This is a genomic window from Shouchella lonarensis (assembly GCF_900096965.1).
Lineage (GTDB): Bacteria > Bacillota > Bacilli > Bacillales > Bacillaceae_D > Shouchella > Shouchella lonarensis.
The window spans coordinates 143047-160855 of sequence record NZ_FMYM01000006.1 but is presented as its reverse complement, the minus strand read 5'-3'; the positions used below and the strand labels follow the sequence as shown (position 1 = coordinate 160855).

Genomic DNA, 17809 nt, shown 5'->3' with positions numbered 1-17809 from the left:
AAGAGACGTTGAGTGACGCACGGAAAGAAGGGGAGAATATCGTTCCTTTCCCTGGGGTGTTACGCCGGTTAGTGGAAAAAGGGATGGAAGAATTAAAAGAAAAACATGCCGAAGAAGCGTTGTCATTGTTTTCGCAAGCTGTGGCTCACGAGTGGGGAAATCCACAAGCACGTTTCGGTGTTGTCCTTAGTTTAATTGAATTGGGACAGCAGGAAGAGGCGGTTAAACATACGGACGCATTGTTAAAGGAAGGGATTGGCGATTATTATGAAACGCTGCAAGTACATGTTTCACTACTTGTTCAGTTGTCAAAATATGAAGCGGTTGTTCATTTATTAGAAGCAGTGCTAGCAGAAAATAGGTTACCGGCACGCCATGCGGAAATGCTTTATGAATTGTTGCATTTTAGCAGGCAAATGAGCGATACGACAGCTTATGAGGCCACCCCACTTGCAGAAAAGCCGAAAGAAGAAATGATATTGGAGTTGAGGGCAGGCTTACATGCTAGAAACGAACCAGCGCAGTGGCAAGCGTTGCAAACAGTCCATCGCCTACGCGTCAAAGCGTTGCGTAATGATATACGAGACCTTGCTTGTGATGAGGAAGCGAGCCCTTTTATGCGCACGTACGCATTGTTTATTTTATATCGCTGGCAAGATGATGAAATGCTTACGTTTAAAAAAGATGAACAGGTATTGACGTTATGCCCGCGTGATTTACAGGCGCCAGGAGAACGTAAACTTGATCAAGAAGTATCCAAACTGCTCATACAACAATTAGAGCATATTGACCCAGTCTTGCTTGACATCGCAAAGCAGTTATATCAAACGTACGCACTTTCGAATTATCCGTTTTTACCGGACCCGTCATGTGGCCGTATTTGGGGATGCACGTGCCATCTTGTAGCAAGTAAACAATTAGGTTTAAGCATCGATTTAGATGCGTTGAGTCACAATTATCAATGTGAGCCGGGCGATGTAATCAAAGCAGAACAAGCGCTAGTCGCTTGTGAACATACGCTGGAACTAGATGCCAAAAAGGGCGACTTATGGTTTCATACATAGAAGAAAAAGGGAAATAGTGCAAGGTGATTGAAAGGTTAATGCTTTATGTTATAATAGAGTGGTTGTCCGAAACGTTAAAAATCATTTATCGATAGTACGATATGGTTTCATATGATTAGTTGGAGGGAAAAGTATGTCTGTAAAATGGGAAAAAACAGAGGAAAACACAGTCGTATTGACAGTCGAAGTTGATGCGGATCAAGTGAAAGATGCGCTCAATAAAGCGTTTAAAAAAGTTGTGCAAAAAGTAAACGTACCTGGGTTCCGAAAAGGAAAAATGCCGCGTGGTTTATTTGAAAAGCAATTTGGTGTGGAAGCACTATATGAAGAAGCTGTTGAAGTTATGCTGCCAACTGCCTATGGCAATGCCGTTGAAGAGGCAGGCATTCATCCTGTAGATCGTCCAGACATTAATGTGGAACAAATCGCAAAAGACGAGCCATTTATTTTTACTGCGACAGTGACAGTTCGTCCAGAGGCGAAATTAGGCGACTACAAAGGGTTAGAAGTAGAAGTACCTAGCAAAGAAGTAACGGAAGAAGATGTCGAGGCTGCATTGAAAAGCCTTCAAGAGCGTCATGCTGAATTAGTCGTTGTTGAAGAGGGAGAGATTGCAGAAGGGGACACAGCAGTCATCGACTTTACTGGTTATGTAGATGGTGAAGCATTTGAAGGTGGTGCTGCGGAAAACCATTCGCTTGAAATCGGCTCTCATTCATTTATTCCTGGTTTTGAAGAACAATTAATTGGTGTGGCACCAGGTGCGGAAACGGACGTTGAAGTGACATTCCCAGAAGATTACCATGCAACAGATTTAGCAGGAAAGCCTGCTGTGTTTAAAGTGAAAGTGCATGACGTGAAGCGTAAGCAATTGCCGACATTAGATGATGAGTTTGCAAAAGATGCGGATGACCAAGTCGAGACATTGGATGAACTAAAATCATCTGTGCGTGAGAAATTGGCAACAGAAAAAGAACAAGCAGCAGAAAATGCTGAGCGCGAAGGCCTTCTTTCACAAGTCGCAGACAATGCGGAAGTGACGATTCCAGAAGCAATGATTACAACAGAGGTAGACCGGATGTTAGAGGAGTTCGGTCAACGTCTGCAAGCACAAGGAATGAACTTAGAATTATACTTCCAGTTCTCTGGTCAAACAGAAGAGGCGATGCGCGAGCAGATGAAAGAAGAAGCAGTGAAACGTCTGCGTACCGTACTGGCGTTAGAAGCCATTGTTTCAGCTGAAAGTATCACAGTTTCAGAAGAAGAAGTCGATGCAGAGATTGAAAAAATGTCTCAAACATACGAGCGTTCTGTTGAAGAAATCAAGTCATTACTTGCCATGCAAGGTGGCATGAAACAGATTGAATCTGATCTTCAAATTCGTAAAGCCGTGGACTTAGTGATGGAACATAGTAAGTCTGTCCCTGCTGTAGCAAAATAACAAATAGAAAAGATGGAAGGTGCGGAGATCCGCACCTTTATCCATCACTTTTTTCAAAAAGCACAGGCATTTTGTATGTAAAATGGTTTTTGTCATGTATGTAAGGTGCTGGATTCGCACATGATGTTAAAACGACCCATGGATAGCACGCATGAACAATTGAATACATAGTTTTAAATTGGACGTTATGATTCATTGCCAGTCCTGTAATGTTCAAGATGTTTCTTGCTTTTCAGAGAGAGCAAAGATATGCTAAAATGGTTTCAAGTGGCTGACAAACGGTCTGAAGAGAACGACTTGAAAATAACGGAGAGAATATTTGTGAGGGGTGAGTGTATGTTTAAGTTTAGCGAAGAAAAAGGTCAGCTTAAATGTTCGTTTTGCGGAAAAACGCAGGATCAAGTACGAAAACTTGTAGCGGGTCCTGGTGTATATATATGTGATGAGTGTATTGAACTTTGCACAGAAATTGTAGAAGAAGAATTGGATACGACTGAAGACGTAGAAATGACTGAGGTGCCAAAGCCTAACGAAATTTGTTCGATTTTAGATGACTATGTGATCGGGCAAAAGGCGGCGAAAAAGTCGCTCGCAGTTGCGGTATACAATCATTATAAGCGAATTCACTCTTTAAACCGCTCAGAAGATGTAGAGCTTGCAAAAAGTAATATTGCATTAATTGGACCAACTGGTAGCGGAAAAACCCTGTTGGCGCAGACGTTAGCACGTATTTTAAATGTGCCATTTGCAATTGCTGATGCAACATCCTTGACAGAAGCGGGTTATGTCGGTGAGGACGTTGAAAATATTTTGCTGAAATTGATTCAAGCCGCTGACTATGATGTGGAAAAAGCGGAAAAAGGAATCATTTACATTGACGAAATTGACAAAGTAGCAAGGAAGTCAGAGAACCCTTCAATTACCCGTGATGTGTCTGGAGAAGGTGTGCAACAAGCGCTTTTGAAAATTTTGGAAGGAACAACAGCAAGTGTGCCTCCTCAAGGTGGTCGAAAACACCCTCATCAAGAGTTTATCCAATTAGATACAACGAACATTCTCTTCATTTGTGGCGGTGCCTTCGATGGCATTGAGCAAATCATTAAGCGTCGTCTCGGGAAAAAAGTGATCGGCTTTGGTTCTGAGGTGAAGAAGGATGAAATCGATTCAGAAGGGTATTTAGCGAAGGTGCTTCCTGAAGATTTGTTGCGCTTTGGATTGATCCCTGAATTCATTGGGCGTTTGCCGGTTATCTCAAGCTTGCAGCCATTAGACACAAATGCATTAATTGAGATTTTGACAAAGCCGAAGAATGCGCTTGTGAAGCAGTATCAGAAGTTGTTAGAAATGGATCATGTTTCGTTAGAGTTCACAGAAGAAGCTTTGCGAGAGATTGCGGTAAAAGCAATTGAGCGGAAGACAGGTGCGCGAGGGTTGCGTTCAATCATTGAAGGAATTATGCTCGATGTCATGTTTGATCTTCCTTCTCGAGAGGACGCAGTGAAGTGTATTATTCACGGCGCATGTGTCACAGACAATGCACCACCGGTTTTAGAGTCAGCGGACGGCGCCAAGCTTTCGCTGGACCCGCCGAAAGAAAGTGCGTGAAAAACGATCTCCTTTACTGAAAGACAGTAAGGGAGATTTTTTTTGCCTATGCCTGTACATAATTGGAAAGACATTGAAGACAGTTTTGTGACTAAGGGGTCATGTGCCGGAGATACTACCTGAGACGAACTGATGCAGGAGGGAATAAAAATGAGCTTAAGTTTGATTGCATTTGTCATACAGTTATTTTTTGGTGCGGTGATCGGGGTATATTTTTGGAACTTATTAAAAAGCCAACATAGCCAAAAGTCCTACATTGATAAAGAGTCAAGGATAGAGTTGGAAAGAATGAAGAAGTTGCGGGCGATTCGTTTATCTGAACCATTGGCAGAAAAGGTGCGTCCAAAACAAATGTCTGAAGTGGTTGGGCAGGATGACGGTTTAAAGGCATTAAGGATGGCTTTATGTGGTGCCAATCCACAACATGTGATTATTTATGGACCACCGGGTGTAGGTAAAACAGCAGCGGCAAGGCTTGTGTTAGAAGAAGCAAAAAAGCGTAGCGATTCGCCATTCCAACGAGAAGCTGTTTTTGTAGAAGTAGATGGTGCGACGTCTCGCTTTGATGAGCGTGGGATTGCCGATCCCTTAATTGGTTCTGTTCATGATCCAATTTATCAAGGATCAGGGGCAATGGGGCAAGCAGGTGTGCCGCAACCAAAGCCCGGTGCGGTGACAAAGGCGCATGGTGGTGTTTTGTTCATCGACGAAATTGGTGAACTCCATCCCATTCAACAAAATAAGTTGCTCAAAGTATTAGAAGACCGGAAAGTGTTTTTAGAGAGTGCTTATTATAGTGCATCGAATACGCAAATCCCTTCTCACATCCATGATATTTTTACGGAAGGGTTGCCAGCAGACTTTCGGCTTGTGGCAGCAACAACGAGGAGACCGGAGGAGATGCCAGCAGCAATTCGTTCACGTTGTTTGGAAATCTTTTTTCGTGGATTGGACCAAGAAGAGATTATGGAAATTGCTGAACGCGCTGCAAAAAAAGTGGAGATGATTCTGGAGCCGGCAGCGGCACAAAAAATTGCATCCTATGCAACGAATGGGCGAGAAACGGTTAACATTGTCCAAATTGCTTCAGGTGTTGCGTTATCAGAAGGGCGAAAGGCGATGACACAAGCAGATATTGAATGGGTGCTTCATTCGAGTCAAATGGCACCGCGTCCAGAAAGAAAGGTGCATGATCAAGCATTAATTGGTCTGGTGAATGGGCTTGCGGTAACGGGGCCAAGCAGTGGCGCTTTATTAGAAATTGAAGTGCTCGTACAGGAGCGTCTGAATAACGGTACGCTTGTTGTGACGGGTATTGCCGAAGAAGAACAATCAGGTTCAAATACGCATACCATTCGACGAAAAAGTATGGCTCGTTCTTCTGTGGAAAATGTGATCTCTGTGTTGCGAAGAATGGGTATTCCAACAAGTGATTATGACATTCACGTCAACTTCCCGGGTGGAACGCCTGTAGATGGTCCGTCTGCTGGGATTGCCATTGCAACAGGTATTTATTCAAGTATTGAGGGAAAGCCTGTATTAAGTACAATTGCAATGACAGGGGAGCTTAGTATTCACGGAAAGGTCAAGCCCGTCGGAGGTGTTGTCGCAAAAGTGAAAGCCGCCAAACAAGCAGGGGCAGAAGCTGTCATTATTCCAGCAGAAAATAAAGCTGCTTTATTGACACAATTTGAAGGCATTGTCATTTACCCTGTGTCGACATTAACGGAAGTGTTTGATTTGGTATTTGCGCAACAACCTGTACAAGAAAGGGTTATATCTCCAGTAAGGAAGTTTGATCCTCGTCCCTCTCCAATTTAAACATTAGACAATTGGACGCACAATAGGATAAAATGAGAAGATGATCTCTGATAGGTGAAGGGGCGCATCCGTAATGGGGGGCGCTTTTTCCCATCATGAGTCTTCAAATAAGTGATATAAGCGGATCGATTGGGTGGAGGTGTTTGATAGGTGGACGTTCAAAGCAATGTACAACGTGTACCGTTATTGCCATTACGGGGCGTGCTTATTTTTCCTGGTGTTCGAATGAACTTAGATATTGGGAGACAGAAATCGCTTCGAGCATTAGATGAAGCGAGAAAAAACGATGATCTTCTTTTTTTAGCTACACAAAAAGAATTGACGACAGAGGATCCACAAGAAACAGACTTATATACAATTGGTACGTTAGTGCGTATCAACCATACTTCCGCATTATCAAATGGGACTGTACGTGTGCAAGTCGAAGGTCTTTCGCGGGCGGAAATGATTTCATTTGTTGATAAAGGAAGCAAACGCTTTAGTGAAGTGCGCATTCATGAGACTATGACAACGGTGGTGACGCCGCAAATGGAAGCGATGATGCGTACAGTTTATACAATGTATGAACAATTCGCGAAGCAATCTCGTAAAGCATCACAAGAAACGGTCATAAAATTGAAAGAGGAACGGAATCCAGAAGTATTTGCTGACACGATTGCTGCTAGTTTAACCCTTAACATTGCTCAAAAACAGTCGCTACTTGCGGCGATTGATGTGACTGTACGTTTACAGACATTGATAGATATCCTTGGGAATGAACAAGAAGTACTTGCGCTGGAACGTAAGATTGGCAAACAAGTAAAAAAAGCGATGGATCAAACGCAAAAAGAATACTATTTGCGGGAACAGATGAAAGTCATTCAGCACGAACTGGGTGATCGCGAAGGAAGAGCAGAGGAAGTAGTTGAATTAACAGAGGCGATTCAAACTTCTGGTATGCCTGAACTTGTATTGAAGAAGGCGCTAAAAGAGTTGAAACGTTATGAAAGGATGCCAAATAACGTCGGGGAAGCACCGATGATTCGTACATATTTAGATTGGCTCGTGCAAATCCCGTGGAAGGTTGAGACAGAAGATCGATTAAATATGACGGCAGCCGAAGCCATTTTAAATGAAGACCATGATGGTCTGGAGTTTGTGAAAGAACGCGTGCTGGAATATTTGGCTGTATGTGCGCGGACAGGGAGTATGAAAGGTCCTATTCTTTGCTTAGCCGGTCCACCTGGGGTTGGAAAAACCTCGTTGGCACAATCAATTGCGCGATCATTAGGGCGCGAGTTCGTACGTATTTCTTTAGGAGGCGTACGGGATGAAGCGGAAATTCGAGGGCACCGTCGTACCTATATTGGGGCGATGCCTGGAAGGCTTATTCAAGGAATGAAAAAAGCTGGAACAATCAATCCTGTTTTCTTATTAGATGAAATAGATAAGATGGCGCAAGATTTTCGTGGTGATCCGTCCGCGGCGTTGCTAGAAGTACTTGACCCAGAACAAAACGACACGTTTACCGATCATTATATAGAAGAGCCTTACGATTTATCGAAAGTCATGTTTGTTACAACAGCAAACAACGTCGGGGCGATCCCAAGACCTTTGCTTGACCGAATGGAAGTGCTCTATTTATCAGGTTATACAGAACTTGAAAAGTGTGCGATTGCAAGACATCACTTATTACCAAAAGAAATGAAGGCACACGGTCTGTCAGGAAAGGATTTTCAAGTGAAAGATGTATCATTGATTGATGTGATCCGCCATTATACGCGAGAAGCGGGCGTGCGTCAGTTGCAACGGCAAATTGCTACATTGTGTCGAAAAGCTGTCAAATTGTTGATGGCAGAGGAGAAAAAAAGAGTCATCATTACGAAAAAAATGGTGGAAAAACTCCTTGGTAAACCGAAGTTTCGTTACGGAGAGGCAGAAACAACGGATCAAGTCGGTACTGCAACAGGGTTAGCATATACAGCTTCAGGAGGAACGACACTATCAGTAGAAGTATCTTGTGCGCCAGGTAAAGGAAAATTGATGTTGACAGGGAAGCTTGGTGAGGTGATGAGAGAATCAGCACAAGCAGCGTTTAGTTACATTCGCGCACATGCAAAAATGTTGTCCGTCGACCCACGTTTCCATGAAAAACAGGATATTCATATTCATATTCCTGAAGGTGCGACACCAAAAGATGGTCCATCAGCAGGCATTACAATGGCAACTGCGCTCATTTCTGCATTAACAGGAAGACCATGCCGGAGAGAAGTCGGTATGACAGGGGAAATGACGCTTCGCGGACACGTATTGCCAATTGGTGGATTAAAGGAGAAGGCATTAAGTGCCCAGCGCGCAGGCTTGACAAAAATTTTAATTCCGCGTGAAAATGTCCGTGATATAGAAGACATTCCAGAAAGTGTCCGTAAGTCACTAGAAATTGTTTTTGTTTCGCATCTTGATGATGTGTTAAAGCATGCGTTGAAAGAAGGGGTATGAATGAAAGTTACACAAGCAGACTTATTACATGTTGCCGTTCGTCCAGATCAATATCCGACGAATCGCTTGCCAGAACTCGCTTTGGCAGGACGCTCAAATGTTGGTAAATCGTCTTTTATTAATAAAATGTTGAACCGCAAAGGATTGGCTCGGATTTCAGGACGTCCTGGAAAGACGCAAACCCTCAACTTTTATGGTGTAAACGAACGGTTATACTTTGTAGACGTGCCCGGTTATGGTTATGCGAAAGTGTCAAAATCAGAGCGGGCGAAATGGGGCACAATGATCGAGCAATATTTGGCTGAAAGAGAGATGTTAAAAGCCGTGTTATTGTTAATCGATATGCGTCATCCCCCAACTGCTGATGACAAATTAATGTATCAATGGCTCAAGCAGATAGAGATTCCAGTCATCCTCGTTGCTACAAAAGCTGACAAAATCCCAAAAGGAAAATGGCAGAAACATTTGGCAACAATTAAACGAGATTTACAGAAAGATGAAAATGATGAGTTGCTTCATTTTTCATCTGAGACGGGTGTTGGAAAAGAAGACGTTTGGAAAGCCATATTACAGCGTATGGTGTAAACCGTTCGACATGCCCCGCTATTATGTAAGATTGTCACAAATTGTTTGGTAGTACAGTGCAGACATGTTATGATGAAGACGTGTATAATGATAAAGATAGGGAAACTTTTTACGAAATGACGGAATGAACGACGATTAGGGGGGCAAGGACGAACATGCATACGCTGGTGATCGGTTTTGATTATAAATCAGCCCCAGTTGAAATAAGAGAAAAGCTTGTCTTTACACAAGCGCAACTTCCACATGCACTTGCGCAATTACGTGCAACAAAAAGCATCATGGAATGTATCATCTTATCTACGTGTAACCGGACAGAGGTCTACGTTGTAGCGGATCAGCTACACACAGGCCGTCACTTCACCAAAACATTTTTGGCCAATTGGTTTCAAATAGACAAAGAAGAACTTGCGCCTTATTTACGAGTACGTGAAAATGACGAGGCGATAAAGCATTTGTTCCGCGTCGTGTGTGGACTTCATTCAATGGTCATTGGGGAGACACAAATTTTAGGACAAGTAAAACAAGCTTTTTTATGTGCGCAAAAAGAAAAAGTAACAGGCACCATTTTCAATCAATTATTTAAGCAAGCTGTGACACTTGGAAAACATGTTCATTCGGCAACGGACATTTCTACGCAAGCCGTTTCGATTAGCTACGCAGCCGTTGAACTAGGCAAGAAGATTTTTGAAACATTTGCTGGAAAGCATGTGCTTATTCTAGGGGCAGGAAAAATGGCGCAGCTTACAGCGACGCACATTCAAGCAAGTGGCGCGGCACATATGATGGTGATGAACCGGACAGAGGAAAAAGCAATGGAATTGGCGACAGCATATCAAGCGGATGTGTATTCGTTTGCTCAGATGGCAGAAGCGCTAGAAAAAGCCGATGTCGTCATAAGTTCAACTGGTTCACTCGATTTTGTGTTGACGGACAGTCATGTCGGTGATTTATTGGAAAAGCGCGCCGGTCGTCCTTTGTTTATGATTGACATCGCTGTGCCGCGTGATATTGAACCCGCATTGGCGAGCTATGCAGGTGTACACCTCTATGATATTGATGATTTACAGCATATTGTTGATGAGAATAAGCAAGAGCGTTTAAAGGAAGTAGATAAAATTGAAGTGCTTATTGCAGACGAAATAGATGCTTATAAAAGCTGGTTGCACACGTTAGGTGTTGTCCCTCTTATTACGGCGCTACGTGAAAAAGCGCTTATCATCCAAGGTGAGACAATGGACAGTATCGAGCGAAAGCTACCACATTTGTCAGAACGTGATTTAAAAGTGTTACGGAAACACACAAAAAGCATTGTGAACCAAATGTTAAGAGATCCTTTGACGCATATAAAGGAACTCGCGATGACACCAGATGCAGACCGTTCATTGGAATTAGTCATGAATTTGTTTGCCCTAGAAGAACAATTAAAACAAGCAAATGTGGAAAAAGAGCATTACAAGTCAGACACAGGGAAAATTTCGTACTTGCCTTTTGTTGAAGGAATGGCTTTACGAATGTAAAAACGAGACAACCGAAAGGTGAGTGATTTCCCTTTTGGTTCGTTTTCGTGGCGCATGCAAGGGAGATGAGGAAGATGCGCAAAATTGTAATAGGCACGCGCCGGAGTCAGCTGGCTTTAACACAAACGAATTGGGTCATTGCGCAACTAAAAGCGCAACGTGTGCCATATGAATTTGTGACGAAAGAGATTGTGACAAAAGGAGACCGGATTCTTGATGTAACGCTTTCAAAAGTAGGTGGAAAAGGTCTTTTTGTAAAAGAGATTGAGCAAGCTTTATATGATGAAACGATTGATATTGCGGTGCATTCGATGAAAGATGTACCGGCACGTTTGCCTGATTCATGCGTATTGGCAGCGACACCGGTGCGAGAAGACCCACGTGATGTACTTGTGACTGTCAACGGAGAAACGCTTGCAGAACTATCTTCAGGTGCAATTATTGGTACAAGTAGCTTGCGCCGCGCTGCTCAATTATTGCATCAACGTCCAGATGTACAGGTGAAATGGATCCGTGGGAATGTCGAAACGCGTTTGCGTAAGCTAAAGGAAGAGGACTTTTCTGCGATTGTGTTGGCAGCTGCTGGTTTGCATCGACTAGGTTATGAGATCGGTGAGTCGATGATGTATTTGCCAAAAAACATGTGTGTACCCGCTGTAGGGCAAGGCGCCCTCGGTTTAGAATGTCGTCGTGCAGACAAGGAAGTTGTTTCTTTATTAAAGAAGATCCATGACGAGGCCACTGGGCGTGCCGTTGAAGCAGAGAGAACATTTTTGCAAGAAATGGACGGCAGTTGTCAAGTACCCATTGGTGGGTTTGCCGAAGTACAACCGTTTGGTCAATTATCACTAACAGGTCTCGTTGGATCACCAGATGGAAAAGTGATATTAAAAGAAACACGCACTGGTCACGATCCGCAGAAGTTAGGTGAAGAAGTAGCAGTTTGTTTGCGAAACCAAGGCGCGACCGAGTTATTGGCAGCTGTAAAAAATGAATGAGCGGACACTTGTTGGGAAATCGGTGTTGGTGACGCGCCCGCGTGAGGACGCAGTTGACTTTGGCAAGCAATTGGTCGCTGCGGGAGCCGATACATCTTTTTTACCGCTAATTACATGTGTGCCCCGTCCATTGACAACAGAGATGGCACAAACATATTCAACACTTCACACGTATGATTGGCTCGTGTTTACAAGTGTGAATGGTGTTCGCGCTTTTTTCAGAGGACAAACAAACGTCCCATCGACTGTGCGCATTGCCGCTGTCGGCACAGAGACTGCAGCGATGATTAAACAATATGCAACGCAACCCGTGCTGACACCGCTGATATTTGATGGTGAGACGTTGGCAACCCTTTTGCTTGAAAAAGTTACAAGTGCTGCGCGAGTGCTTGTGGTGTGTGGACAACTTTCACGTCGGAGCGTGACAAATCAGTTACGTTCGTATGGGGTTCACGTAGATGAATTGATTTTATATGATACCGTTTCCCCTTTTTATAATGCTGAGAAAGTTGCGACGCTATCTATAAAAATATTTGATTATATAACGTTGTTTAGTTCTTCAGCTGCACGCCATTTGGATGAGTTGCAGCAAAAAGCATCTTTACGTTTCAAAACAGTTGCATGTATTGGTCCGCGTACAGCTAACACAGCGCGCGAGTTAGGTCTTGAACCAATCATTGTAGCCGATGTATATACAGCAAGTGGACTACTTACAGCGTTACAACAGCATGCAAGGAGTGAGGAAAGATGAGTCAACCATTTAAACGTCATCGTCGGTTACGGCAAAGTGCATCCATACGTCGTCTTGTACGTGAAGTGACGCTACAACCGAGTGATTTGATTTATCCACTATTTGTGACGGAAGGTAGACAAATAAAAAAAGAAGTTCCGTCCATGCCAGGTGTGTTTCAATATTCGCTTGATGAATTGATGGAAGAAATAAAAGAGGTCATTGAGCTAGGGATTTCAGCGATCATTTTATTTGGTGTACCGATACATAAAGATGCGACTGGGACAGGGGCATATGCAAAAGATGGTATTGTACAACGTGCACTTCGGCAAGTGAAGGCGTCATTCCCTCGGTTGACAGTCATTGCGGATACATGCTTGTGCCAATTTACAGATCATGGTCATTGTGGTTTGGTTGAGGCAGGGACGATTCAAAATGATGAGAGCTTGTCGTTGCTCGTACAGACAGCAATATCGCAAGCAGAAGCAGGTGCTGATGTCATTGCGCCATCCAATATGATGGATGGGTTTGTGTATGCAATTCGAAAAGGGTTGGATGAAGCGGGTTATCAACATGTGCCGATCATGTCTTACGCTGTCAAATATGCATCAGCTTTTTATGGACCGTTCCGCGATGCGGCTCATAGTGCGCCGTCTTTCGGTGATCGTAAAACGTATCAGATGGATCCAGCAAATCGAGCTGAGGCGTTACGTGAGGCGACCTCAGATGTTGAGGAAGGGGCAGATTTCCTTATTGTGAAACCAGCACTGTCTTACTTGGATATTATTCGAGATGTGAAAAACACATTATCTGTGCCAGTTGTCGCTTATAATGTGAGTGGAGAATACGCGATGATCAAAGCCGCTGCCCAAAACGGTTGGCTTGATGAACAGGCAACAGTACTTGAGAAGCTTGTCAGTATGAAACGTGCGGGAGCGGATTTAATTTTAACGTATCATGCCAAAGAGGTGTTGCGCTGGCTTGCGCAGTCATCGTGAGGAGGGCTTTATAATGAAGATGGAGAACTCAAAAGAAGCATTTTCGAAAGCACTGCCATTAATGCCCGGTGGGGTAAACAGTCCTGTTCGTGCATTTAAATCTGTTGGAATGAATCCAGTGTATATGAAGAAAGGGAAAGGGGCACGGATTGTTGACTTGGATGGCAATGAATATATTGACTATGTCCTTTCATGGGGACCACTTATTTTAGGTCATGCAGATGACGTTGTCGTCGAACAATTACAAGAGATGGCTGCACTTGGGACAAGCTTTGGTGCGCCACACGAGGCAGAAACGCGCCTTGCACAACTCGTCATTGAGCGGGTACCATCTATTGAAGTCGTGCGCATGGTCAATTCAGGTACAGAAGCGACGATGAGTGCACTTCGGTTGGCGCGTGGTTATACGGGACGAAACAAAATTTTAAAATTTGTTGGCTGCTACCATGGACATGGTGATTCTCTTTTAATAAAAGCAGGATCAGGCGTGGCGACACTCGGTTTGCCTGATAGCCCAGGTGTGCCAAAAGAGACGGCACAACATACGTTAACAGTTCATTATAATGACTTGGATAGTGTCCGATATGTATTTGATACGTATGGAGATGACCTCGCCGCAGTCATCATTGAACCGGTTGCTGGAAACATGGGCGTTGTACCTCCTCAACCAGGATTTCTGGAAACGTTACGTGAATGGACAGAACAAAATGGTACGTTGCTCATTTTTGATGAAGTGATGACGGGTTTTCGCGTTGGTTACCATTGTGCACAAGGTGTATATGGTGTGACACCGGATTTAACATGTTTAGGAAAAGTCATTGGTGGCGGCCTTCCAGTTGGCGCGTTTGGTGGGAAGCGAGACATCATGGCGCACATTGCACCAAGCGGTTCAATTTATCAAGCCGGGACGTTATCAGGAAATCCACTAGCAATGACAGCCGGGTTTTATACGTTAGCGCAACTGACACCTGCGCACTATGAAACGTTTGAATGTCAGGCTGCTCGTCTAGAAAAAGGTCTATCGGAAGCTGCTGCTGCGCACGGTGTTCCACATACAATTAATCGCGCAGGATCAATGATCGGGTTGTTCTTCACAAATGAACAAGTGACAAACTTTACCCAAGCGCAAACATCAGATCTACAATTATTTGCCGCATATTTCCGCGGGATGTTAGCAGCAGGCATCTCGATTGCCCCATCGCAATTTGAAGGCATGTTCTTGTCTACAAAACATACGGATGAAGAGATTGAACAGACCATTGCTGCAGCTGAGAGTGTATTTAAAAAGCTGTGTTCTCAAAAATAAAGTATTTAAGTAAAGAAGCTTTTGTCTGCCGAGAAGCGTTACGAGCAGACAAGAGCTTCTTTTTGATCTATATTCATTTTTTGTTTGTCCATATCAAAAGTCATAATGCCTCGTGGATGATCATACATGTTAAGTGTACGAACATATCCGTTAAAGCGATCGTAACGGATGAAATAGGAGGGGTAACAATGACGGAGGCGCATTCATCTACATTAACATTTTCAATTGAAGATTCGGTGCGGTTAGTTGAAGGGCAGGAAGTAGATGAGATATTAGGAATGACCTTGACGCCGGAAATTTCAATTGAAGAAAAAGGAGAACAAGTGACGATTCAAGGGGGACTGCGCTTTATTGCAGAATATCGTCTGCAACTAGAGGAGGAAAGTGAGGAGGGTGACGGCGACTTATTATCTGAACTGAGTGATTTTCGGGCAGCAAGTGAGATGGTGCAACGTGAGTCAGGAGGGATTGGGCGAATTGAGCATGTATTCCCACTTGACATCACAATCCCAATGGCACGGATTCAGCATGTAGATGATATTTATGTCGAAGTAGAAGGATTTGATTACGAACTGCCAGATAGTCGCTCTATTGATTTAACAGCCGATGTATGCATAAGCGGTGTGAGGGCGCAAGCTGTTGAATCAACAGAAACTGAAGAAATGGAAGAGATAAGAGAAGAGGTTGAGCAACAAAAAGAAGCATTGACCGAAGAGGAACCTGCATTAGAGAGGTCATTAGAAACGACGTTTTCTTACGAGGCGACGAGAAGACTAGAGGAGAATGTTGAGCCAAATGAAATGCAAACAGTCCCTTCTAAACAAGTGTCAGAGTCTGAAAAAGAAACAACGATGAGTGGGGCGAGAAGCAACACAGAAACTCAAGTAAATACATCCGCAAGAATGGAGCCCAAATCGACTGAGGAAGTTGTATGCGAGAAGGAAGAAATGACTGAGCAGCAACAGAAGGTAGACCATTCAAAGAGAACAATTTATTTAACAGATATGTTTGATCAAGGTGAGGAGAAGTTCACACGGTGGAGAATGTGCATTATTCAAAGTGCTGACACATTGACATCCATTGCTGAGCGTTATGACCTCACAGAAAAGCAGTTGACACGTTTTAATAACTTGTCATCGGATCAGCTTGAGGAAGGACAAATTCTGTATATTCCTGTATCAGCGAAGTAGGTGCCCTATGATAGAAGAATTGAAGAGACATTATGGTTGGCAGAAGGTAGAGCGTGTAGATGAAAGTCGCCTTGATACAGATCAGGGATTAAAGCGATTTCATATTTGGGATGACGAAACATTGTTAAACTGGCATATCAAATGGCGTGATCATTGTAGTGTCACGCCTTACGTACTCATGAATCGAATGATTCGAACAAAGGATGAGCAAGCTTATGTTTGTGTTGATGATCAATATGTGACTGTGCATGATGATATACAAGGAGTGTGTGAGGAGAGAGGAAATGAGAAGGCATGGGGTGTTTTATTTTCTTCAATGATCATAAACGGTCTTCTTCAAAGTGAAGACAGAATTGCTGTCAAACCACGTGCCATGTCATGTGAAGATTTAAAACAAGTGTGGCCGCATATTCATCCAGAACATAAAGACTTGGCAGCCGGACTTCTAGGCGAGGCTGAGAAACGAATGAAAGCAGCAGATCGTTTACGAGATGATGATATTCCTTTGCCGATGATAGAGCGTATTGACTCTCTTGATCAAGCAACGTCTATTGCAGGAATGCTGATCTGGCGTGGAACAAATTGCGCACCTGAAAAAGGGTACCGTCCGATTGTGGAAGTATTGAAGTCGTGGCATCGGAAACATGGACAACAATCGTTGTTGGCGTTGTTAGAAGCCATTCAATCAGAAGTCAATTTGCTTGAAGGAACGCATAAGATGTTGCTTGCGGAAGCGTTGACAGTAAGAGAGCTGCTTCCCTTAATAGAAAATCAAATAGATGCAAATGAATCAACACGCGGACAAGTGATGGATCAAGTTGTGCAATCGTGGGATGAAACACGTGGTTTTGTGCAAACGTTGGCGAATTGGTTTGATCAGAAAAAGGTGAGCATATGAAACAAATTTATGAAGCAATTTTGTTTTATTATGATTTACAACCAATTGATGTGGAAGATCGAGGAAAAATTAAGAAGGTCACGACAGATCGTGGGACATTTGCGTTAAAAGAAACAGAGATGACGCGCTTACAAGCAGATGAATTCATCCATGCTCTTCGTAAACTTTCAAAACAAGCGTATCGTCAGTTTGTTCCAGTATTGCCGACAAAGTTTGGAGAGTATACGATTATCGCAGATGCGCATTGCTATTATCTAATGCCGTGGATTGAGCAAGTGGCCTATACAGACCGTGTGACGATGGAAGAAAAAATTGCGGATCAAATGGGTGTTATTCATCGTTTGACGGTGCAAACGGAGGAAGTTTCTCGCGAACAACTGGATGCATCGTGTGAGCGATTGTTGACACGTTGGGAAGAACGGATGGATGTGTTAAAACAGTTTGCACGTAGAGCAGAGGAAAAGAATTACATTGCGCCGTTTGAGCTTTCGTTTTTAACGCATTTTGTCATGTTTGAGCAATTGTATAAACAAGCACAAAGCTATTTGGAAAAATGGTATGAAGCGACAGTGGAAAAAGGGACATACAGAAGTGTGTTGACACACGGCAGGATGTCGCGTCATCATACACTTTTCAACGAAAAGAATGAACCTTTGCTTTTAAATTTTGAACAAGCAAGTTTGGATACACCAGCACGAGACTTGGCGAGTTTTTGTCGCCATAGTTTTCCATTTTCATTATGGTCAGAAGATGCAGTGTTTCGTTGGTTGCATTGTTATGAACAACACTTGCCACTACTAGACTCAGAAAAACAGTTGACGTGTGCATACATGATGTATCCAGAACCGATTTACTATGCAGTCCATGATTATATCGAAAACGCCTCTCAAAAACAAGAAGTTGATCATGTGAAGCGGTTAGAGAAGCGCGTTATTGCACTACGTAAAGTTCAACGGCTTGTACCAAAATTTATGCCACAAGAACAATATCAAGAAACGGAAACAACGTAGTCCCCTGGCTGGAAGAGCTAGGGGCTTTTCTATGTGTGTTTTGGTAGTAGAAATCATCGTTTTAGAAGATTTTAGTTGAACAGCCCGTACACTTTGTATGATTAATACATATTGTAAAGAAATGAGAAAGGAAAATGATTTATTGCTGTAAAGAATAGCTTAATACAT

At 43.3% G+C, this 17809-nt stretch carries 14 protein-coding genes; all 14 read left to right on the top strand.

Annotated elements, in window-relative coordinates:
• The first annotated feature begins 8 nt into the window (after positions 1-8).
• The 14 genes from BLT29_RS07840 to ysxE all read left to right on the top strand — a co-directional run bounded on the left by BLT29_RS07840 (position 9) and on the right by ysxE (position 17641).
• Positions 9-1064 carry a tetratricopeptide repeat protein gene (locus BLT29_RS07840; protein WP_141769870.1) on the top strand — a complete coding sequence of 352 codons (1056 nt, stop codon included), beginning with the start codon at positions 9-11 and terminating at the stop codon, positions 1062-1064.
• Between the two features lie 133 nt (positions 1065-1197).
• Positions 1198-2505, top strand: coding sequence for a trigger factor (tig, locus tag BLT29_RS07835; protein WP_090775766.1), 1308 nt, complete (start codon positions 1198-1200; stop codon positions 2503-2505).
• Between the two features lie 336 nt (positions 2506-2841).
• Positions 2842-4110, top strand: a complete 1269-nt coding sequence (gene clpX / locus BLT29_RS07830; RefSeq protein WP_090775765.1) for an ATP-dependent protease ATP-binding subunit ClpX — start codon at positions 2842-2844, stop codon at positions 4108-4110.
• A 150-nt stretch (positions 4111-4260) separates the two neighbouring features.
• The gene (gene lonB / locus BLT29_RS07825; RefSeq protein WP_090775764.1) at positions 4261-5931 is read left to right on the top strand and encodes an ATP-dependent protease LonB; all 1671 of its coding nucleotides are present in this window, start codon (positions 4261-4263) and stop codon (positions 5929-5931) included.
• A gap of 150 nt (positions 5932-6081) precedes the next feature.
• Positions 6082-8409, top strand: a complete 2328-nt coding sequence (lon, locus tag BLT29_RS07820) for an endopeptidase La (RefSeq protein WP_090775763.1) — start codon at positions 6082-6084, stop codon at positions 8407-8409.
• Entirely contained in the window at positions 8410-8994 is a 585-nt protein-coding gene (yihA, locus tag BLT29_RS07815) for a ribosome biogenesis GTP-binding protein YihA/YsxC (protein ID WP_090775762.1), read from the top strand. It abuts the gene before it with no gap.
• 155 nt (positions 8995-9149) lie between these two features.
• Complete coding sequence (gene hemA / locus BLT29_RS07810) at positions 9150-10511, top strand: glutamyl-tRNA reductase (RefSeq protein ID WP_090775761.1); 1362 nt, start codon at positions 9150-9152, stop codon at positions 10509-10511.
• A 74-nt stretch (positions 10512-10585) separates the two neighbouring features.
• The gene (gene hemC / locus BLT29_RS07805; RefSeq protein WP_090775760.1) at positions 10586-11509 is read left to right on the top strand and encodes a hydroxymethylbilane synthase; all 924 of its coding nucleotides are present in this window, start codon (positions 10586-10588) and stop codon (positions 11507-11509) included.
• Positions 11502-12260 carry a uroporphyrinogen-III synthase gene (locus tag BLT29_RS07800; RefSeq protein ID WP_090775759.1) on the top strand — a complete coding sequence of 253 codons (759 nt, stop codon included), beginning with the start codon at positions 11502-11504 and terminating at the stop codon, positions 12258-12260. The genes hemC and BLT29_RS07800 overlap by 8 nt, the downstream gene beginning before the upstream one ends.
• Positions 12257-13237: a porphobilinogen synthase gene (gene hemB / locus BLT29_RS07795; RefSeq protein ID WP_090775758.1), complete on the top strand. Its 981-nt coding sequence runs from the start codon at positions 12257-12259 to the stop codon at positions 13235-13237. The genes BLT29_RS07800 and hemB overlap by 4 nt, the downstream gene beginning before the upstream one ends.
• A gap of 13 nt (positions 13238-13250) precedes the next feature.
• Entirely contained in the window at positions 13251-14543 is a 1293-nt protein-coding gene (gene hemL / locus BLT29_RS07790; RefSeq protein ID WP_437182631.1) for a glutamate-1-semialdehyde 2,1-aminomutase, read from the top strand.
• Positions 14544-14731: 188 nt separating this feature from the next.
• Positions 14732-15733 carry a stage VI sporulation protein D gene (gene spoVID / locus BLT29_RS07785; RefSeq protein ID WP_176763861.1) on the top strand — a complete coding sequence of 334 codons (1002 nt, stop codon included), beginning with the start codon at positions 14732-14734 and terminating at the stop codon, positions 15731-15733.
• 7 nt (positions 15734-15740) lie between these two features.
• Complete coding sequence (locus tag BLT29_RS07780) at positions 15741-16631, top strand: hypothetical protein (RefSeq protein ID WP_090775756.1); 891 nt, start codon at positions 15741-15743, stop codon at positions 16629-16631.
• On the top strand, positions 16628-17641 hold the full coding sequence (gene ysxE, locus BLT29_RS07775; protein WP_090775755.1) for a spore coat protein YsxE: 1014 nt from the start codon (positions 16628-16630) through the stop codon (positions 17639-17641). Before BLT29_RS07780 ends, ysxE begins: the two co-directional genes overlap by 4 nt.
• Positions 17642-17809 lie beyond the last annotated feature (168 nt).